This window comes from Salinispira sp., assembly GCF_059431795.1.
In genome coordinates this window covers 66,750-86,955 of sequence record NZ_JBXWXS010000019.1, presented here as the reverse complement: position 1 = coordinate 86,955, position 20,206 = coordinate 66,750, and the positions used below count along the sequence as shown (strand labels likewise).

Below are 20,206 nucleotides of genomic sequence, written 5' to 3'. Positions count from 1 at the left end.
CGGGCTTTCGCCGGGCATAGCGGGTCACTTAAGCGTAGGTGTTGATGACAACTTCCGGGTTGCCAACAGGTGATTATCGGCGGTGAACATATATTTCCCGCCGTGGGTGAATACAAAGCTGTTCAGGCCGGGAGTCAGTATATCAGACCAGGAACCCCAGCTTTCACTTGAGTAGTCGTACATTCGCAACCGGTCGCCGGTCAATTCGGTGTAGAAAGTGGTGGTGGTTCCCCTGCGGAATCCCCCGGGAAACTGCCGGGTAATAGTGTATACTTGTTCCTGTTCCCCAAAGGGTTCAAGCTCTCCGTCGGGTCCGCTGTAATTATCTTCATAATAATCCAGCCTTGTTATGCGTTCTTCACTTTCAATTGTATAGGTCTGAACAAACACATCTCTGAACTCTCCATCGAGAACATCCGAAGAATACACCCATTCCCCATCTTCATTTTTCAGATAAACCTGATACAGGCCGTCTTTTCCGGGAAGTGCATTGAAGGTGGCCGTGATCTCCACTTCGGTGGTTGTTTCGAAAGGCGCGCTGCTATACTCATTCAATGAGAGGCTTAAGGTTCGGTTTTCACCATTGAAAGCGTAGGTACCGGAGTAGGTTTCAACCAATACCCTTCCCTCTCCGGTTTCCAGGTCTTTATCCAGATCCGACGCATCATCCTCGAATTCATAATATTTTTCCACATAGCTTCCGTCGGGGGAAAAGACCGTTTCATCGTAGCTTCCATAATAGACTACTTCGCTGAGCACCCTGCCTTCGGCTCCAAGGGGTACAAGGGGCACCTGGGTGAATCCCAAAACATCGCAGGATGAGATAAGCAACCCGGAAATAATCATAGTCAGTACGGCAAGGATATGCGGAAAACGTTTCACGGTAGGCCCCCTTATGTATGATCAAATAGTACCAGGTGGCTGGAGGTTTTTCAATATATCGATACAATGCCGTTTCCACACTCTTTGGGGCATTGGAAATATGCTTTGACCTGATAATGAAAAACCAATATGTTTGAATGATGGCAACCCTTGTACATACATCTAACTTCCCATTTCACCGAAAGACGATGTCCCGGATGCTGTTAATTGTAACGGGACTTCTGCTCCTGCTGAGCAGCGGCTGCGGTACATTCAGGATGGCGGATAGAAAACTGGATTCACGACTTACGGAGGCGGGAGTGGAGTTCACGCTGGGAATGGAGCAAGCCGGGGGAAGAATGGTACGGGTGCTACGCAGCAGCTCGGCAGACCCCAAGGCGCCCCAGCTGTTGTTTATTCATGGAGCTCCTGGTTCCCTGGATGACAGTCTTCCCTATTTTACCGAAAGCGGATTAGCAGAAAGGTACCGCCTTATCGCATATGATCGGCCGGGTTACGGATTTTCAGAATACGGAGAACCTGTTGTGAGTCTTGAAGCCCAGGCCCGGGTGGCCAGGGATCTGGTGGAAGAGGGAGCGGTTGTTGTAGGGCATTCATTCGGCGGTTCGGTGGCCATGCGGCTGTTACTGGATTTCGGAGAAGATTTCACCGGGGGGTTGATTATTGCCGGCGCTCTATCTCCGGAAGATCAGAAGCTGTTTTTTTTCAACCGTCCCGCTTCCTGGCCGCTATTTAACTGGATGCTTTCCGGTTCCTGGAGATCCGCCAATGCGGAAAAACTGGGGTATGAAGACCAGTTGCAGGCTTTCCTTCCATTATGGGAAGAGTTGGGCACGGACGTTGTGCTGGTGCACGGTACCCGTGACGGCCTGGTACCCTACGAGAACTCCCTGTATGCAATGAGCATGATGCCCAGAGGCAGGGCTACTCTGCACACACTGGTAGGTGAAAACCATTTTATTCTTTGGTCGGAAAAAACCAGAATGATCCAACTGATAGATGAATTACATGGGCGATAAGGCCGCCGTGGAATAAAATATTCACCCATGGCAGGCAGACATTAACGGGAGATTGGGATGTTACAACATGGAAAGATCGGCGAACCCCAGCAGAAGAGAATAGATCTTCGAAGTTTTCTCATAAATGAAAACCTGGGATTATTGAAACAGGGAAGAGAAGTTATCGCATCCCTGTCCGACGGGGAGTTTTGCCGGCCACTGGAAGGTACCCGCGCAGCGGGAACCGTCGGAAAGCATTTTCGGCATGTGCTGAATTTTTATGACAACCTATGCGATCATGCGGACGGCGTGCTGGATTATGATGTACGGATCCGGGATCCGGAGGTGGAAAACCGGCCTGCCTCGGCAATACGGCTGCTTGTCCGAATCGAAGAGCAGCTGAAGCTGTGGAAAGAAGGTGGTACGATGCCGGAAGAGCCTCTTTACATCGCCATTGGAGACGGAGAACGATCCTTCCACCGCCTTGAAAGCAGCCTTGAACGGGAGCTGAAGTTCGTACTGGAACACGCATTACACCACTACGCAATTATCGCCATGGTATTACACAGCCGGGATATTTCTCTGCCCCATGGATTCGGAATCGCCCCCTCCACGCTGAAATATCTGGAAAGGAAGTAATCCACATATGTGCACCATGACCTTTTTTCCAGAAATAGGGGAGATGCAACGGGGTGATTCCCGCTGGATATTCTTTAACCGGGACGAACAGCGAACCCGGGGCCGGGCTGAGCCCCCGAAACAATTCTCCGGGCGAAACGGCAGCTATCTGATGCCGGTGGATCCCGACAGCGGCGGAAGCTGGATGGGGGTCCACAGTTCGGGGTTTTTTATCGGGCTGGTAAATAATTACCCAGGAGATAAAATTATCCGCAATCCTTCAATGCGCTCCCGGGGGCTTCTGATCCGGGACCTGCTGGATGCGGGTAAAATTCCTGATAATCAGGAACTTGAAAGAATGCTCGAAGAACAGAAATATGCACCGTTTTACCTTGCGGCACTGACATCAACCATCACCAGAGCATGGGAATGGGATTTGCAAAAGCTTCGCACTCTGGATATTCCGCCCAGTCGCCCGGGAATGATCAGCAGCAGCGGTGTTGAACACCGACGAATCTCAACCCGGCGGGAAGAGATGTTCCATAAATTCCTGGCCGAAGAGGAAGCTGAATCCCCTCCGTGGAATCCGGGCAGGTTCGCCGGCTTCCACCGCAGGAAATCCGACGAATTGCCGGGTGAAGCTCCGTGCATGAGCCGGAGTGACGCGCATACTGTCTCCATTTCGGAAATCAGTCTGAGCAGTGGGGAACTCCGGCTGCATTACTACCCTGATCCGCCGTTTACTGATCCCCTGAATTATCGGGTTTCAGTTCAGGCCAGTTCTGGTCAGCAGAATTAATCATGGATTCCAGGTTATTCACAAACCGCCGCTGGGTGCGTCCATTAAAATTGAGAAACAACCGCCCTTCATGAATAGTCCATTGTTCGGGATCTACCGGAGCCAGAGAGCCTCCGGCTACGGCATAGGCACAATAGGAGTCGTACTGGGGCAGATATGCTTTTGGATCTGCGGTGAACATCTGCTTATGCTCTTGTGAAATAAAGAGATATGTCCGCCCGTTATGACTGTAGCTGATCTGCGGCTCCCCTTCCCGTGCCGCCCCGAGGGTAAAATAGGCCACAGGGTCGTATCCTTCCAGTGCAGGTCCGTTTGAGTCGTTCATTCCTCCCTGTGACCACAGGGCGGTTCCGCCCAGGATAAGTATCCAACTTATGAGCAGCAGCGCTGCGCGGGGTTTTCCGTTCATATCTTTCTCCTTCGCTGAATTAATCCATTCAGCACTTGGTTTCTTCCTTCGATTCACCGTTTTAACCGATAATGCCGTCGAACTTCACCCAGAAGCTCTCCTAGCGATTCGGGAGTATGACCGGAATCCATGTTGGCTTTGGAAACATCCGCCACATCCCCCCAGTGGGCCAGTAAATCCTTCCATCCCCGAAAAAGGCCGTATGCGGGGTCATAAATGTGAGCCGGTTCACTGTTCACTCCATTCACTTCCATCACCTTGAACTCTCCCGAAAGAAGAGATGTTTCACTTTCAGTCTTAATATCAAGCCTTCCCAGAAAAAAGCCGGGGATGGCCTCTGCCAGGGGCCGGAACGCCTGAACAAGGGATTGGGAAATAAGATGATTTGCATTCAGAAAGGTGGCCCCTCTGGCATGGTTGCCAATTTCTGTCAGTTTCAAGTGCTCTCCGGCGGAAAGAACTCGATTCCATTGATCTTTGTAGAGCGTTTTGAGCATCTTCAGGTGATATCTGCAGCGGGGATCGGCAATCGCCAACTCTTCCAGACGCCGCTTTCCGTCACCTTGAACCATCAATCCCTCTTTCCGCACAACTGAAGTAATCCGCAGTTCACTGTTCCGGGGGTCTCGCACCAGCATCACCCCGTATTCCTGTTCAAGGGGAAGATACTCCTGGAGTAAGAGTGCACGACGGGCATTTTTCAGATACCGTTCCCCATCCTTTCGGTTTTCGATCTTTTCCACTCCATATCCCCGTTCTCCCACATCCGGCTTGAGAATTACGGGAAATTCAAGTCCTGCAGAACTCATAACGTGAAGAAGATCCTGAATTCCCGGCACAGAGGGGAAATAACGGGTTTGGGGTAGGTAACGGGTTGGAAGCGTCTTCATGGATTCGTATTTGGAATACTCCACGAACCCCCCGAACCTCATGCCGGGGTTGGCCGCAAGAAAATAGGTGAGATTCTTCTGGGCAATTCCGTGGAACAGGATGCTGAAATACACCGGGACATACACCAGAGGAAATGGCCAGAACTCCCATTTCAGGAATTTCGGAAGCCTCATCTTGCCCTCCCCGCAGAAGGATCCAGGGAGTAGAGATCCCGGCGGATACGCCGGTTCCATTCGCCAATGTCCCCCTCCTGCAGTTGGCCGGGGGTATATCCCTTCCCGATCCGGGTTTCCAGGACCCTGCCCCGCTGACGGAACATCTCATCTACCAGAAGCAGCATTTCGATATTAAACCCTATGCCAAACCAACGTCTCATATTGGCGGTTGCATAAAAAAGATTTCTGTTGGTACCGGCAAAGAACGCCGGCACTATTGTTCGACCGGTATCCCGTGAAAGGCGAACATAGCTTCGGTTCCAGGGCAAATCCCTGAGTCTCCCCCCTTTTCTCCTGCTGCATAAGCCGGCGGGAAAGTGCAGAAGGGCCGACTGGGAGGCAAAAAGATCCCGGTACAGCTGCTGGTTCTGGCGGTTGCCCCCGAGCTTGTTCACCGGAACAAAAAGATCCCTGAGGTTAGGAATATTCATGAGAAAGTCGTTCACCATCAGCTTCACCTCTGGATAATGCCGGGAAAGCACCGAGAGAAGGACCAGACCATCAAGCCCCCCCAGAGGATGATTGGCCACAAGCACCGGCCGCTTGAGACCGGCTATATGCTCCTCGCCCCGAATAGTAATTTCCACCTCGAAATACTCCAGGGCAGCATTGATAAAATCCGATCCCTGCAGATGCCCAAAGCGGGCCAAAGCGTCATTCAACTGGCGGACGTGAAGCAGGGACTCCAACCTGCGAAGCAGTACTCCGGGGATCCTCCCAGCCAGAGATGGGTTTCTGCCTGCGATAATCCTGCGGATGTTGATGCTGGAAAGCCGGTGCAGAGACTGCTTGCTGCTGCCGGCGGCTTCATGATCCAGGGAAGCTCCCCGATCCGGCCTGTCTGAAATGGGAAGTTCATTCATGCACGGCCTCCAAGCTCATCCGATGAACTGCTCTCCATTCCGTTTTCAGAGGCAGATGGGATACGTGCGGCTATCTGTGCAACAATATCTCCGGCAACCTCCTTTTTCGATTTCAATTTCCCTTCCTCCATACTGCCGTCGGGAAAATAGAATGTGACCGCATTGGTGTCATGGGCGAAGCCTGCTCCCGGGGTGTTGAGACTGTTCATCACAATCATGTCAAAGCGCTTTTTTCGAAGTTTGCTAAGGGCATTTTCCTCTTCATTCTGTGTCTCAAGAGCAAAGCCCACGATGAACTGGTGATCCTCACGAATTTCCCCAAGAGACCCGGCAATATCCACGGTCCGCTCAAGCTCCAGACTCATGGCACCCGACTGTTTTTTCATTTTGTGACGGTGAAGAAAGGCCGGGCGATAGTCGGCCACCGCAGCAGCCAGCACGGCAATATCCGAGCCGGGAAAGTGCTCCCGGGCGGCCTCAAACATCTGCTGGGCAGAGCGTACATCAATCCGCCTGATGCCCGAATGTGAAGGGGTCAATTGGGTGGGCCCGCTTATCAGGGTCACATGGGCTCCCGCTTCAGCCAGGGCTTCGGCAATCGCATAGCCCATTTTGCCCGTTGAACGGTTGCCGATATAGCGTACTGGATCAATATCCTCATAGCTGGGACCGGCGGTAACCATGGCATTCCGACCTTCCAGAGATAGAGGAGAATGGCTTGTCCTCTTCGCGGGCTGAATAGGGCCAAGGCCTTGTGCCAGCGCTCCCAGCACCTGTTTGGAAATATTCTCCGGTTCGGCCATCCGCCCTTTTCCGCTCAGACCGCTGGCAAGCTCCCCGTCTCCGGGTTGGATTACCCGCACTCCGTCCTCCTGAAGAACCGAAAGGCTGCGGCCTGTTGCCGGATGGGCGTACATATCCAAATCCATAGCCGGAGCAACATACACCGGACAGCGGGCTGACAGGTAAGCTGCCAGCAACAAATTGCTGCAGAGCCCGGAAGCCATGGCTGCAAGGGTATTTGCGGATGCTGGAGCAATTACCATTGCGTCGGCCCACAGTCCAAGCTCCACGTGGCTGTCCCACTCACCAGATTCAGGATCAAAATACGCCGTGCTTACCGGGTGTTTTGAAAGGGTTGCCAGGGTGAGGGGTGTGATAAAATCCCCTGCTGCGGGGGTCATTACAACCTTCACCTCCGCTCCGGCCCGAATAAAGCACCGAACAAGTTCAGCGGACTTGTATGCCGCGATGCTGCCGGTAACCCCTAAAAGGATTCGCCCATTATTCATATTGAAACTCCCCATGGTTTATCAGATTGAGAATCTGTGGTTTGAAGCTGCATCCATGATGGGGAAAACTCACCATCTGCTCTTCTCCACCGCTTCTGCTCCCTCCGCCATTGTACCATGAAGAGATCATGAAGTTTCCATATCTCCGGTTGAACCGGGACCGCCGGCCGGAGGCGGGACAGGAAACACCACATATCTTCGGTACAAAAAATTCCAGACAAACACCAATGCCATTCCCAATGCATTGCTGATGCGGTAATCCAGCAGAGAGTAGCGTTCGGAGAGAATATGAATGCTCATGGCGGCGATCCCAAGGGAAACGACGGCCCCCAGGACATAGAGAACTGATTCCGGAGCGGTGGAATGCCGCCTCCGTGTTTTAAATATCCAGTACCTGGAGACAATATAGGTGAATACCAGTGCTGCAATGTAGCTTGCGGGTTTGAGCATGCTGGCAGATATTCCGGAAACGGCAATAAGCAGCTCAAGCACCAGCCAATCGAGGAGGAAGGCCGTCCAGGCGGTTACAAGAGATTTGAGAAATTGCCCGGCAGCGGGGTTCAGATGGATCGGCGGGGCCGCTTGTCCGTCTGTTTTCGGATCGTCCATGGGAACAATATACCAGCCTGTGCGGCAGGATCAAAGATTTTTTATTGCATCTACAAGTAATTTCGGGCAGATACACCCAAAAGATGTCCTCGCCCTTCCCCATTTTCCCTATCTGATTGTTTTCCACACTCTTTGGGGCACTCATTAAGGGCAGCTTGGAACAAAATTATAATTTCCCCCCGCATTATACTTGACCTTTATACTATGTTTAGTATACTTATTGACATTATCAAGTTTGATGATACCAGGTTAGATCCGGAGAACAACCTGGGTGAATAGAGAATTACCGGGAGGGTTTCATGGCAGAACATACGGCGGGACAGAGTATCAGGTTCCCCCTGGGACCGGTTATAGCGGCAGGGGTGACGCTGCTATTGAGCATATCCATAGCATTTGCTTCACAGAAGCCCGGGACCCAGAACTTTGCTTCAGCTGCAGACACCCGGATAATCACCGCCCTCTCCGGGGAGGATCGCCTGCTCAGCTTCTATGACGGGGGAAGCGGCAGACTGCTGGCAAGCCGGAGTCTGGAATTCACCCCTTCTGTCCTGCGCCCCACCCCCGGAGGAGTCTCCGTGTTCGTGGGGTATGAAGATGCACCTTTCCTGGATGTCTTCAGCACCGAAACTTTTGAGTTTCAACGGCGGAATGAAATTTCCACAGCCGGGGTTGAAGAACTGGTCTTTTCCCCCGACGGCAGCCTGCTCTATGTGTTTCATGATGCTGAAAATGGCTCTCACAGGGTACAGGAATATCAGCATGAATTGCTTTCCCTCCGCCCCGGCTTGAATGCCGCTACGGAAAATATGGATGGGCAGGCAATCATGGGGGGAAACGGACAATTGATCTACAGATGGGGAAATTCGGGTATTCAGAGCATTTTCACCGCCAATCTTGACCAAATTGCCCGCTACCAGGAGGCAGTGGACGGGCTCTTACACGATTCCCAGGCCGGAATTCTCTGGGTAATTTCCCAAGGAGAACTTCAGGCTCTGGATCCCCGGACCTTAGATGCCGTGACTGGACGGGCAAAGGAATCTGACCCTTCGTCCCCTTCCTACGCCGGTGATCTTGTGCGGCGGGAGAATCTGATATTTGCATTGCGGGCAGACGGCAGCGGAGTGGATGTATTCCCCGGCGATTGGAACCGGGAACTCCTTGAACGGCGGGGAATGCCCGATCCGCTGGAGAGCATTGAGCTGCCGGAAATGGCCTATGGCATGATCGTAGGGGCTTCGGGACTGCTGGTTGCAGCAGAATCGGGGAGATGGTACGGCATTGGCGACAATGCTTCGGGAATCACCCCTCTTCCGGTGCCGGCACATGAGAAACACACGGATCTTTTTCGTACTGCGGTGATCCGCCGGGACGGCAGTTTCGCCTGCTTTTAATGAATGGAGGAAGATAATGGAATCTCAAAGCGTAATAACAGTGGCGGCAGGTCTGGCCCTTGGAACCGCCCTGGGCTGGGTGCTCCAAAAGGGAGGCTTCTGCATGAACACCGCATTCAGAAGCATTCTTTTTGAGAAGGATCGAAGCCTGCTGCGCAGCTGGCTCATCGTGCTTCTGATAAACATCCCCGGTGTAACCCTTCTTTCCCAGTTAGGGATTGTACGTCCTGCAGTAGCACCGGTTTTCTGGCCCGCCCTGATAAGCGGTGGAGTGATGTTCGGATTGGGGATGGTGCTGGCAGGGGGCTGTGCAAGCGGAACCTATTACCGGGCCGGCAGGGGAATGCTCGGCTCCTGGGCCGCATTGATATTTTTTCTTCTGGGCACAGAGATTATGAACGGTGGAGTACTAAACCCAGTTCAGACTGCGCTCCGTCGGCCCCGCATTCTCAGTACCCTGAGCGGTGACGGTTCCCCGCCCACCCTGTTTCATCTCATCGGGGCGGATCGCCCCGGAGCCCAGTGGCTGGTGGTTGGCGTGCTGCTCATCCCCATTATTCTGCTTCTACTCAGAGCGCCGAAGCAGAGTTTTGTAATCGGATGGGGCTGGAAGAAGACCGGCATCCTCGTGGGGGTTTTGGCCCTGGCAGTGTGGGCGGTTTCGGGCATGCTGGGACGGAATTTCGGTCTTTCCTTCACCCAGCCAAGCTGGGCGTTTATGGATGTAATTACCGACGGTGACGGCGCAGGAGTGGGCTTGCCCCTGTTTATCCTGCTGGGAGTGCCCCTGGGTTCCTACATATCCGCATGGATTGAAGGAGAAGCCCGGCTTTCCCTGCCCCCGGGATCCACCCTGGTACGCCAGAGTGCAGGAGGCTTGATGATGGGTACGGGGGCGGCCCTGGGCGGCGGCTGTAACATCGGTCACGGTATCAGCGGCATATCCGCATTGAGTCTGGCATCGGCTTTGGGAGTTGTGAGCATCATGGCCGGATGCTGGATCGCCACCTGGTTTGTGTTTAACGGATCAAAAAAGGCCGGTAACGGCCGACAGGCAGTCGCATAGACTGCAAAATTTATTTATTCGCCGGAGGAGGTACATCATGGCGAAAGTACACACATTACATTTGGGAAATTTCCGGAAAGCCGGAATGATCGCTGCTGCCGCAATATTACTGCTGAGCGCCGTAGCCTGCTCCTCCCCGGGAGCAGAGCGGACGGCCTCGGATGAGATTCTCGTGAGCCCCCAATGGCTTGCAGATTTCAGCGGTGACATCACCATCATCGATGCGGCCCGGAGTCTTGAGGATTATCGGCAAGGACATATTCCCACAGCGGTGCAGGCGGACCGCTCGCTGGTATGGGCGGAAGTTGAAGGCATTCCCGGAATGCTGCCGGATCCGGAGCAGGTCGCCAGGAGTTTCGGCAATATCGGGGTCTCAAACGATACTCCGGTGCTGATTTATGATGCGGGACACGGCCTGTGGGCGTCACGCATCTTCTGGGCCCTGGAATACCTGGGGCACGACAACGTGCACGTGCTGGACGGCGGTCTGGCAGCATGGCAGCAGGCAGGTTTACAGCTATCCACCCAGGCGGTGCTCCCAGAACCTGGCGATTTCATCCCGGACGTACAGCCGGAACTGATTGCAGACCGGGAATATATCAGCAGTAAGCTGAACGATGAAAATGTGGTGGTAATCGATACCCGCAGCGCCGACGAATACAGCGGCGGCGATGTGAGAGCGGAGAAAGGCGGCCATATTCCCGGCTCCGTTCATCTGGAATGGACGGCAAACCAGAGCAGCGAAGGTGGATTTCTGGATTCCCGATCCCTGAAGGATCTGTATGCTTCAGCTCTGAGCAGCGAGGAAGTTGAGGCGGTAACTCTCTGCCAGACCGGCGTACGGGGAGCACACAGCTACCTGGCGCTGAGGGTGGCAGGATATGAGAATGTGAGGCTATATGACGGATCATGGGCGGACTGGGGCAATCATCCAGACACATCAGTGGAGTCATAGACCCGCCTCATAGACTCGTCGCATAGACAGGCCACAGACCCACCGGAGGTCCAAATCCGGACAGCTGGTTTCGGGGCCAACTGACCCTGTCTGGGATTATTTCCGGCCTGGGATGATTCCCATGCCGGGATGATTCCCGACTGGTGAGGATTTCCCCCGGATAGCAGGACACAAGCTAAGGAGAACTGCATGTCAAAGACAGATATTCAAAGCGATAAAACTCTGGAACTTAGAGATGAGGTATGTCCCTTCACCCTGGCAAAATCCCAGCAGGGACTTCAGGAACTGGAAAATGGGCAGGTTCTGGAAGTGCATTTAGGAAACAGCGAATCGGCGGCAAACGTCCCCCGAAGCCTGGATCTTGAAGGTCACAAGGTGCTCAAGGTGGACAAACTCGGCCGGGGGCACTGGAAGGTGCTCATAGAAAAAGCCGGATAGCTGCCGGCACCCCCTATCTACCGGCACCACTAAACTGACGATCCTGCTCAGGGGTCCGCTGCAGATAGGGCGAGGATAGTGTTCAAGGAGAATGTATCAATGGATATCAACAATCTGCTCATAGAACCGGAGAAAGCCCGGCTGGGTATCGGGGAAGGTTCAATTCTCCCGGTTGATTGCCGGGGGAAAGACCAGTATTCCCGGGGTCATATCCCCGGAGCCGCATGCATCAGCGTCGCGGGACTCCAGGATCCAGAATCCCCAACCGGAGATCTGCTTCCCCGGGAAGAACTCGTCCAAATAATCCGGAGGGCAGGTATCGATAATGAGAGTCAGCTGCTGCTCTATGATGAAAGCGGTCTGGTGCCCGCCGCCAAACTGTTCTGGATTCTTGAAAGCCTGGGAAGAGACCGGATCAGCCTGCTCAACGGCGGTTGGCCGGCATGGCAGCAGCAAAACTTTCCCCTAGAAACCGGACTAGAAACTGGACTAAAAACCGGAATTGATACCGGAGGGAACAGAACCGGGGGTTCAGACCCGGAGGCGGAAAACCCCAATCATTCCTTTACCCGGACTTTTACACAGTCCGGCGAGAACATGGCCACCGCCGCAATGGATGATGTATTGAATGTACTGAACCGAGCTGATACCGCCATTGTGGATGCCCGAAGTGCCGGGGAATACAGCGGGGAAACGGTGACCGCTGAGAAGAACGGCCACATTCCCGGTGCGGTTCATATTGAATGGCAGGAGCATCTGGTGGATATTCTCACACCCAGATTCAAGCCCAGAGAGGAGCTGCGAAAGCTCTATGAAACCAGGGGCGTCACCCCGGATCGCAGGGTGATTGTATACTGCAGAAGCGGCACCCGCTCATCCCACAGCTATTTCACCCTCCGCTACCTGGGGTACAGGGAGGTGCGGAATTACGCCGGATCATGGCTGGAATGGGGCAACCATCCGGATACCCCGGTACATTCAGCCATCCGTTCGGTGCCGGATTGATTAAAAACCCGGTAGGTTGGGGAGCCTGGATTCGGCTTCCTCGGCAGCCCGTTCGGCCGCTTCTCTGGCCGCTTCTCTGGCTGCTTCTCTGGCCGCTTCTCTGGCTGCCTCCCTGGCAGCTTCCTCGGCTTCCTCGGCCTGTTGCCGGGCTTGCTCTTCGGCTTCTCTGGCCGCCTGCCGGGCGGCTTCTTCCACCGCCGCAGCCTGCTCGGCGACAATGTTTTTCGCCCTGCTGAGGGCCTGTTCCCGGATACTTTGCAGTTCCGCCCGGGTGTCTTCCAGGTTTCCCACATCCAATTCCGCCTGGCGGATAATATCCGCACCCGGTGCATAGATTGTTTCCAGACGATTGGTCAGTTCATCCCGGTAGGTTTCGATCCGCCGGTTCAGTTCTTCCTGAAGGTTTGCCAGCTGCTGCTCAATTATGGCATCCACGGTATCGGATAGGATGCCGGGAATGTTGCTCTCAATGCTGGAGCGCTGCCATTCACCGCCCTGCTCTCTGCTTCCGCTGAAGGAGATGTTCAGCTCATCGGCGCTTTCCAGGCGTTCTGCAATCTGCAGGGGAAGGGAATTCAGGAGTTCTGCACCGGGAGCGTCATCACTTTCATTTGGGGTAAGCTGGGCGGGGGTTACCTGCATCCGGGAAAAGCGGAAATCCGTATCCAGACTTAGCTGTCCGCCTGAAGTAAGATACATGCTTCCTTCAAAATCTCCCTGTGTCCTGATGTCACTGATGCGGAAGAATCCCGGCAGCTGCTGAACCCGGCCGTCCAATTCCCCCGCCCTCAGCTGAAAGCGAAAGTCCCCGTCTTCCTGGTCCGCGCTGCTGACTTCCAGGTTCAGAGGAACCCCCAGCGTACCCTCATACGCAAGCTGAAATCCGCCGTCCTGGCTTCCCCCGCCTATTTCCGGCTGGCTGCTCAGATTCTGCAGTACCAGCCGCTGGGGGGATCGGTTTTCGCCGGAACTTCCCCCTTCCGCCCGCTTAAGCCAAAACGCCGGATAGCTGCTTTGGGCGAATTGAATATCCACCCCGCCGTCACGGAAGGTGGGACGAACCCTGGTTCCCCCTGCCCCCGGAATTCCGCCGGAATTCTGGCGGGATTTGAAATTTCGGTAAAGTTCCAGTCCCCGGTACACGAGTGCCGTTTTATCTCCAATAAGTTCCTCAAGCCGTGATTGAATAAACCCCCGGATGATCTCGGCCGCCCCGGTATCCTGGACGCCTGAAATATCGTTTTGTACAGATGCAATATCTTCACTGATCTGTTCTCTCAGCTGATCCGCCCTGGTTCGAATGTCGGCATACTCATTCTGCAACTCTCCTAACTGTTCTTCCAGATTGTTCTCAAGTTCTGAGGCCTCCTGAACCGCGTTTTGGACACCATCGGCAAACGAGCGGAGGTTTTCCGGTTCCCGGAGATCCGCGGGACGGGTGTCCAGCAAATCCGAGTACTCCCCGGTGAATGAGCGCACTTCCGCCTCAATCTGATCTGCCCGGCTGCTCCATGCCTCTACACGGTTTTCCACATCCGATGAAAACTCTTCCAGGGCCCCGGGTGCGGTAAACCTGGACTGATATTCCTCAAACGCCCCGGCGGGATCCAGGCTGAGAGCTTGAAGAATAGTGTTGCCCATTTCTTCCATGTGACCCTCGGAGGGACTTGCATCGGAATTCGACCGTTCTTCCTGATCCTCTGCACTTTCGGCCTCAGACCCTCGGGATTCAGCTGATCCTCGTTCCGAAGGGGGAAGCGCTGCAGTTTCACTTCGTTCCCCTCCCCAGCTCAAACCCCTGAACTGGATATTTTCGATCACCACGGAACGGGATAATAGCGCACGGCCATTCAGGGCGATCTCCACATCCCGCAGCTCGAAGAGATTCCGGTAGGGCCGGGATGAGTCTCCCTGGGCCAGGTATTCGATTCGGATTGCCGGCTCAAAGGGGCGAAGCTCCACTCCGGCAATATCAGTTTTTGCGGAGAACACCGCCTGCATTCCGCTCTGAATTCCCCGGGTCACCAAAGGGTTCAGAAATACGGTGAAAAAAACTATCAGTCCGCCCAGAATAATCCCAAGGAGCACCACCCGGGCCAGCCGAACGGTTCCCCGGTTCTTCTTCAGAATGCCCCGGGCCTCCTTAAAGAGCTTCTTTTCTTCCTTTTCCAGATTTTGTCTGAGAACATACCGCTCCTCATCCGCTTCATAAAGTTTTTTTACCGATTCCACGTGACGGGGGCTGTGAAGGTTCCTGAGCATCTTTTTGAATTTTTTGGAAGTGTAGGTCTTTTTTATTACCGCCATACACCCTCCCCGGAACCGAACACAAATTCCAGAGCCCGGTACAGATGCCGAAGTACGGGAACCCGTTTTATCCATGGCAAAAGGCGGGGCCGAATGATGGTATCCCGCACATAGCTCCGGTAGAGCTTAACCACCATACGGAAAACCCCGTAGCTGATTATCCACAAAGGGATGGCGGCCGCCAGACCTCCCATTACCAAGGTATTATTGAAGCGGGTCAGGGGAACCAGAGGCATGGATGCCATTCGGCTGAACAACGGATTCAGACTCTCAAGGGTGAGAATTTCATATCCCAGATTGTGCAGCAGAGGATCCAGACCCGAAGCAAGCCACATACACAGCAGCATCACCAGTATCATGGCTCCCTTATTAATTTTCACCAACGCAAAGAGAATGAAAAGAATCCACCAGCTGGCATTTCCTCCGGGAAGCACTCCCAGAACCACCCCGCACGCGGCCCCGGCGGCAAGTTCCCCGGGACGCTGGTAGCCGTTAATGGCGGCAAAAAACCGCGATATTGATTTCAGCATAGTGTTATCCTGTTTACCCCAAATGCCCGTACAAGATCGGGCCCCGGTCCCGGGGCATTTTGTTGTCCCGTCCTGGTTGGTTATGATACCCCGGGCATGGATGGTAAATTGTGTGATGTTCTCAGATTAGTGGAAACTCTATCAAAAATCCATGCGGAAGCCGCCTCATCTTAACTCGAAGAACCGAAAAAAGCCGCCGGAAGAAGTTCCCCCGACGGCGGTAATTCTTGCTTTTACCTAAAAGGCTGATCGAAAATTGCTAAGCCGAACAATATGCCTCTGCTTTGCCTGCCTTGCTTTAGACCTGCCTTGCCCTGGGGCAGAGGCAAACCCGGTTCGCCCCTGCTCTAGGGCTATTTCTGGTTGCTCAACACCGACTGGGCCGCTGAAAGCCGTGCAACCGGAACCCGAAAGGGTGAACAGCTTACATAGTTCATTCCCGCACGGTAGCAGAAATCAACCGAGCTGGGTTCTCCTCCGTGTTCACCGCAGATGCCGATCTTCAAGTACTTGTTGGTGTCCCGGCCTTTGGCGATTCCCAGTTCAATGAGCTGACCGATACCTTCCTGGTCCAGTTTGGCGAAGGGATCATCTTCCAGAATGCCCTCCTGGATGTACTGGGGCACAAAGCTGCCCACGTCATCCCGGCTGAACCCGTAGGTCATCTGGGTCAGGTCGTTGGTACCGAAGCTGAAAAAGTCAGCATGGTGGGCAAGTTCGTCGGCCACCAGTGTGGCCCGGGGCACCTCAATCATGGTGCCGATCTTGTAGTCGATCTTCGCCTTGGTCTCCTTCAGGACCTGCTTCACCACTTCTTCCACATGGCCCCGCATAATTTCCAGTTCGCGGATATGTCCAACCAGGGGGATCATGATTTCGGGATATACCTGTACGCCTTTCAGGGCAACTTCACAGGCTGCGCGCATGATAGCTTCCGCCTGCATGCGGTAAATTTCCGGAAAGGTAATACCCAGGCGCACACCCCGATGTCCCAGCATGGGGTTTTCTTCATGGAGGGAACGGATCTTGTTTTTTAGTGCTTGAGCGGAGATCCCTGCGATCTTCGCAAGCTCCTTAATTTGACCGTCATCCTTGGGAACAAATTCATGAAGGGGGGGATCCAGCAGTCTGATGGTTACCGGAAAACCGTTCATCACTTCAAAAATGCCCACAAAATCTTTCTGCTGCAGGGGCAGCAATTTTTCCAGGGCTTTTTTCCGGGCTTCATCATCTGCGGCAACAATCATTTCCCGGAAGATCCGGATCTTTTCCTCTTCGAAGAACATGTGCTCGGTACGGCAGAGACCGATTCCCTCGGCACCGAAATCCCGGGCCCGCTGGGCGTCGGTGGGAGTATCCGCATTGGTACGTACTCCGAATCCTTTCAACCCCTTGGATGCCCGGTAGCTGTGGATTCGCACTTCATCGGCCCAGCTCAGGAATGTGGTAAGTTCGCCTTTAATTTCCGGCTCTTTTAGCTCCAGTTTGCCTTCGAACACTTCACCGCTGGCGCCGTCAAGGGTGATCCAGTCACCTTCCTTAAACTCCTGGCCTTTTATCACCATTTTTTTGTTCACAATCTGGGCATCCTTACACCCTGCAATACAGGGTTTTCCCATTCCCCGGGCAACCACCGCCGCATGGCTGGTCATTCCGCCGGTTGAGGTGAGAATACCCTCGGCAACGTCCATTCCGCCGATATCTTCGGGGCTGGTTTCCGGACGAACCAGAAGAACCTGTTTGCCTTTCGCATGCCATTCTTCCGCCTCATCGGCACTGAACACGATCTGACCGCTGGCAGCACCGGGGCTGGCGTTCAGGCCCTTGGCGATGGCCTTTACTTTCTTTTTGGTGGCAGGATGAATTGCCGGATGAAACACCTGTTCAAGCTGGAGGGGCGTAACCCGGGTCAGAGCCTCCTGTTTGCTGATCACACCTTCGCTCACCATATCAACGGCCACTTTAATGGCTGCTGCGCCGGTACGTTTGGCGTTCCGGGTCTGGAGAAGATACAGCTTGCCTTCCTGAATGGTGAACTCCATATCCTGCATATCCCGGTAATGCTTTTCCAGCCGGTCTTTTACATCCACCAGAGTCTGGAACAGCTCGGGATCCTGATCCTGCAGCGTGGTTATCCGTTTGGGAGTACGGATCCCCGCAACCACGTCTTCACCTTGGGCGTTCATCAGGTATTCACCGTAGAACATCTTTTCTCCGGTTGAGGGGTCACGGGAAAAGCATACGCCGGTTCCGCTGTCGTCTCCGAAGTTTCCGAACACCATGGCCACAACGCTCACCGCCGTACCCAGCAGGTCTTTAATATCATTAATTTTTCGGTATTTGATTGCTTTGGGATTGTTCCAGGACCCGAATACGGCATTAATTGCCTTCCATAGCTGATCCAGGGGATCCTGGGGAAAGTCTTCATGGGTGTGCTTTTTATAGAGAGCCTTGTACAGCTTCACAAGCTCTTTCAGGTCATTGGCATCAAGGTCGACGTCTTCTTCCACGTTCTTTTTATATTTAACCTTGTCCATTTCCTTTTCGAATTCTTCATGGGGAATGCCCATCACCACATTTCCGAACATGTTTATGAAGCGGCGGTAGCTGTCCCAGGCAAGCCGCTCGTTATTGGTGCTTTTCTTCAGACCCACAACCGCTTCATCATTCAATCCAAGATTGAGAATGGTATCCATCATTCCGGGCATGGATACCGCGGCACCGGAACGCACCGATACCAGCAGAGGAGAATCCTTATCTCCCAGCTTTTTGCCCACCGTGGATTCCAGACGATGCAGATGTTCTTCAACTTCTTCCACAAGATCATCGGAATTCTTCCGGCCATTCTTGTAGTACTGTTCACACATTTTTGCCGTGATGGTGAATCCCGGGGGAACCGGAATTCCCAGACTGGTCATTTCCGCAAGGTTTGCTCCCTTACCGCCGAGGAGATCTTTCATCTTCGCAGATCCCTCAGCCTGCCCTCCACCAAAAAAATACACTCGTTTTTCAGCCATCGTACAATTCCTCCTGAAATGTCGTTACAGAACGCTTCAGGAACCCCGTTTGTACGTATCTCCCGGGAGTGTTTTCGTCGTTTCTTTGGTACCGGATGCGGGAAACGCTATGCCCGTCATTCGATGTCGCGGAAGCGGCGGAAACGTACCGGTGAAACCCAAACGGCGTTTCCTGAGGCGCCCCATTGATGTTGCGTGAGTGGAATGAGATGTGTGACGCATTGGATGTACTACACAGATTTTCATTGCTCTAATAAAAAGACTAACCCCCTTTATGTATGCTGTCAAAAGAAAAGTTCCGGCATTGTGCGTATATACCTGTGTAGAACCTACGCGGAGGATCCGTCCCCTGTAAAGATGCTCCAACATGAGCATATGGATGCTGGAAAATGTATCATTTTTACCCAGTCGCAGGGTGAAACCAAAATTTCTTTGTAGCATTTTTGACCAGCCACAGGCCGGTTTCCTAAGATTTCAGAACGGCAAAGCTCAGCTCCACAACCTGCTTATTCATTGTATTACAATGATTTAGCATAAATCTTTTATTCGAGGTAAAAATTGGCACGTGTTTTGCACAATATAAATTGACCGGTATTTACCGGAAACCATATATGAGGAGGTACATTATGAGCCGTGAACTGAGCCTGTTCAGGGACTTCTGGAACGATGTTCCTTCCATGCTTGACGCAGACTGGAGCAATCTTCCGGGATATCTTTCCAGCGACATCTCAGGGAACATGCGAAAGATGCTCAATGCCAAATGCGATTTCCAGGACCGGGAGGATTCCTACCGGATTGAACTGGAACTTCCGGGGGTGAAGAAGAAAGAGGTCGAAATTGAGCTGAAGAACGATGTTCTTACCATTTCCTGGGAACGGAAACAGGAAAAAAAGAAGGGGCTGGGCAAGAACTCCCGCTTTGAACGGAGTCAGGGAAGTTTCACCCGAAGTTTCACTGTGGGGGGCGCAGACGAATCGAAAATCAGCGCAGAGCTGCGGGACGGAGTGCTGAATATCACCGTGCCGAAGACCGAAGAGGCCCGGCCGCATCGTATCAGCATTTCATAATGAAATTACAAGGAGGAAGCCATGTATCAAAGCGTATTGGATGATCTATTTGAACTGAACCGGGAAATGAACCGGATTTTTAACGGAACCGGGTACCGGGGCTATGGAGCCTGGCCGGAGACCAACATGTATGAAGACACGGAAAGCTATGTGCTTGTCTCCAAGGTTCCCGGCATGTCCCGGGAAGATATTGAAGTGAGCATCCAGGACAACACCCTGAGTATCTCCGGCTCACGGAAGAAGGATCAGCAGGAAAACATGAAAATGCATCTGAATGAACGGTTTCAGGGAGATTTTCAGCGGAATTTTCTGCTGAATGAGCGAATTGATACGGATCGTATCAAAGCGGAAACAGAAAACGGACTGCTCATTATCCGTCTGCCGAAATCACCGGAGTCCAAACCGAAAAAGATCGAAATACAGTAAGGAGGGACGTCATGAATCTTATGAAAAAAGAACAAAAGGACCGGCAGGTTGAAAACACCCGGGGAAACAGTTTCCGGACACCCGCCTGCGATATCCATGAAAACGAAAACAGCTACCTGATGATATTCGATCTGCCGGGGGTGGAAAAGAAGGATGTAAATATCACCGTGGAACAGAATGTACTGAACCTGAGTGCCGAGAGCAGCAAAGCCCCCGGTGAAGGATACGATATGCTCAGGGAAGAAATGCAGTTTTCCGGATACAAACGAAGTTTTGAACTTGGAGAAACGGTGGACAGCGGAAATATCAGCGCCGAATACGATAACGGCAGCCTGACGGTCACCCTGCCCAAGAAGGAAAATCAAAAGACTAAGAAGATTCAGATCGAGCTGAAATAAGTGCAGGCTTGGGAATGTCCTCCCGAAAAA

At 53.2% G+C, this 20,206-nt stretch carries 21 protein-coding genes; 11 read left to right on the top strand and 10 right to left on the bottom strand.

The window, feature by feature from the left end:
- Positions 1–24: 24 nt before the first annotated feature.
- Positions 25–882, bottom strand: a complete 858-nt coding sequence (locus AC52PS_RS07480; RefSeq protein ID WP_495562428.1) for a hypothetical protein — start codon at positions 880–882, stop codon at positions 25–27.
- A gap of 140 nt (positions 883–1,022) precedes the next feature.
- Here AC52PS_RS07480 and AC52PS_RS07475 point away from each other — a divergent pair, with 140 nt between their 5' ends.
- The 3 genes from AC52PS_RS07475 to AC52PS_RS07465 are packed head-to-tail and all read left to right on the top strand — an operon-like array spanning position 1,023 to position 3,297.
- Positions 1,023–1,901, top strand: a complete 879-nt coding sequence (locus tag AC52PS_RS07475; protein WP_495562427.1) for an alpha/beta fold hydrolase — start codon at positions 1,023–1,025, stop codon at positions 1,899–1,901.
- 57 nt (positions 1,902–1,958) lie between these two features.
- Entirely contained in the window at positions 1,959–2,519 is a 561-nt protein-coding gene (locus AC52PS_RS07470; RefSeq protein ID WP_495562426.1) for a hypothetical protein, read from the top strand.
- Positions 2,520–2,562: 43 nt separating this feature from the next.
- The gene (locus tag AC52PS_RS07465) at positions 2,563–3,297 is read left to right on the top strand and encodes an NRDE family protein (protein ID WP_495562425.1); all 735 of its coding nucleotides are present in this window, start codon (positions 2,563–2,565) and stop codon (positions 3,295–3,297) included.
- Here AC52PS_RS07465 and AC52PS_RS07460 read toward each other — a convergent pair.
- Genes AC52PS_RS07460 through AC52PS_RS07435 form a run of 6 tightly spaced genes read right to left on the bottom strand, consistent with a single transcriptional unit; the run spans position 3,239 to position 7,576 of the window.
- The gene (locus AC52PS_RS07460) at positions 3,239–3,706 is read right to left on the bottom strand and encodes a YHS domain-containing (seleno)protein (RefSeq protein ID WP_495562424.1); all 468 of its coding nucleotides are present in this window, start codon (positions 3,704–3,706) and stop codon (positions 3,239–3,241) included. The two genes, AC52PS_RS07465 and AC52PS_RS07460, sit on opposite strands and share 59 nt — an antisense overlap.
- A 53-nt stretch (positions 3,707–3,759) precedes the next feature.
- Positions 3,760–4,770, bottom strand: coding sequence for a hypothetical protein (locus tag AC52PS_RS07455; RefSeq protein ID WP_495562423.1), 1,011 nt, complete (start codon positions 4,768–4,770; stop codon positions 3,760–3,762).
- Positions 4,767–5,675 (bottom strand): 1-acyl-sn-glycerol-3-phosphate acyltransferase, encoded by a 909-nt coding sequence (locus AC52PS_RS07450; protein ID WP_495562422.1) that lies wholly within the window; start codon positions 5,673–5,675, stop codon positions 4,767–4,769. Before AC52PS_RS07450 ends, AC52PS_RS07455 begins: the two co-directional genes overlap by 4 nt.
- Entirely contained in the window at positions 5,672–6,967 is a 1,296-nt protein-coding gene (coaBC, locus tag AC52PS_RS07445) for a bifunctional phosphopantothenoylcysteine decarboxylase/phosphopantothenate--cysteine ligase CoaBC (RefSeq protein ID WP_495562421.1), read from the bottom strand. Before coaBC ends, AC52PS_RS07450 begins: the two co-directional genes overlap by 4 nt.
- Complete coding sequence (locus AC52PS_RS07440) at positions 6,960–7,097, bottom strand: hypothetical protein (RefSeq protein WP_495562420.1); 138 nt, start codon at positions 7,095–7,097, stop codon at positions 6,960–6,962. Before AC52PS_RS07440 ends, coaBC begins: the two co-directional genes overlap by 8 nt.
- A complete protein-coding gene (locus AC52PS_RS07435) occupies positions 7,094–7,576 on the bottom strand; it encodes a GtrA family protein (RefSeq protein ID WP_495562419.1) in 483 nt (160 codons plus the stop codon). The genes AC52PS_RS07440 and AC52PS_RS07435 overlap by 4 nt, the downstream gene beginning before the upstream one ends.
- A gap of 299 nt (positions 7,577–7,875) precedes the next feature.
- On the opposite strand from AC52PS_RS07435, the gene AC52PS_RS07430 reads away from it, so the two are divergent.
- The 5 genes from AC52PS_RS07430 to AC52PS_RS07410 all read left to right on the top strand — a co-directional run bounded on the left by AC52PS_RS07430 (position 7,876) and on the right by AC52PS_RS07410 (position 12,431).
- Positions 7,876–8,967, top strand: a complete 1,092-nt coding sequence (locus AC52PS_RS07430; protein ID WP_495562418.1) for a YncE family protein — start codon at positions 7,876–7,878, stop codon at positions 8,965–8,967.
- Positions 8,968–8,983: 16 nt separating this feature from the next.
- Entirely contained in the window at positions 8,984–10,033 is a 1,050-nt protein-coding gene (locus AC52PS_RS07425) for a YeeE/YedE family protein (RefSeq protein WP_495562417.1), read from the top strand.
- Positions 10,034–10,070: 37 nt separating this feature from the next.
- A complete protein-coding gene (locus AC52PS_RS07420; protein ID WP_495562416.1) occupies positions 10,071–10,988 on the top strand; it encodes a sulfurtransferase in 918 nt (305 codons plus the stop codon).
- Positions 10,989–11,177: 189 nt separating this feature from the next.
- On the top strand, positions 11,178–11,426 hold the full coding sequence (locus tag AC52PS_RS07415; RefSeq protein ID WP_495562415.1) for a sulfurtransferase TusA family protein: 249 nt from the start codon (positions 11,178–11,180) through the stop codon (positions 11,424–11,426).
- Positions 11,427–11,525: 99 nt separating this feature from the next.
- Complete coding sequence (locus tag AC52PS_RS07410; protein WP_495562414.1) at positions 11,526–12,431, top strand: sulfurtransferase; 906 nt, start codon at positions 11,526–11,528, stop codon at positions 12,429–12,431.
- On the opposite strand, the gene AC52PS_RS07405 is transcribed toward AC52PS_RS07410, so the two are convergent.
- From AC52PS_RS07405 to ppdK, 3 genes are all read right to left on the bottom strand, one after another.
- Positions 12,432–14,738 carry a hypothetical protein gene (locus AC52PS_RS07405; RefSeq protein WP_495562413.1) on the bottom strand — a complete coding sequence of 769 codons (2,307 nt, stop codon included), beginning with the start codon at positions 14,736–14,738 and terminating at the stop codon, positions 12,432–12,434.
- Positions 14,729–15,268 carry a TIGR03546 family protein gene (locus AC52PS_RS07400; protein WP_495562412.1) on the bottom strand — a complete coding sequence of 180 codons (540 nt, stop codon included), beginning with the start codon at positions 15,266–15,268 and terminating at the stop codon, positions 14,729–14,731. Before AC52PS_RS07400 ends, AC52PS_RS07405 begins: the two co-directional genes overlap by 10 nt.
- Before the next feature lie 353 nt (positions 15,269–15,621).
- The gene (gene ppdK, locus AC52PS_RS07395; protein WP_495562411.1) at positions 15,622–18,285 is read right to left on the bottom strand and encodes a pyruvate, phosphate dikinase; all 2,664 of its coding nucleotides are present in this window, start codon (positions 18,283–18,285) and stop codon (positions 15,622–15,624) included.
- 626 nt (positions 18,286–18,911) lie between these two features.
- Here ppdK and AC52PS_RS07390 point away from each other — a divergent pair.
- From AC52PS_RS07390 to AC52PS_RS07380, 3 genes are read left to right on the top strand one after another with little or no spacing between them, the layout of a single operon-like run.
- Positions 18,912–19,352 carry an Hsp20/alpha crystallin family protein gene (locus tag AC52PS_RS07390; protein ID WP_495562410.1) on the top strand — a complete coding sequence of 147 codons (441 nt, stop codon included), beginning with the start codon at positions 18,912–18,914 and terminating at the stop codon, positions 19,350–19,352.
- Between the two features lie 21 nt (positions 19,353–19,373).
- Positions 19,374–19,778, top strand: a complete 405-nt coding sequence (locus AC52PS_RS07385) for an Hsp20/alpha crystallin family protein (protein WP_495562409.1) — start codon at positions 19,374–19,376, stop codon at positions 19,776–19,778.
- An 11-nt stretch (positions 19,779–19,789) separates the two neighbouring features.
- Positions 19,790–20,176: an Hsp20/alpha crystallin family protein gene (locus AC52PS_RS07380; RefSeq protein ID WP_495562408.1), complete on the top strand. Its 387-nt coding sequence runs from the start codon at positions 19,790–19,792 to the stop codon at positions 20,174–20,176.
- Positions 20,177–20,206: the final 30 nt, after the last annotated feature.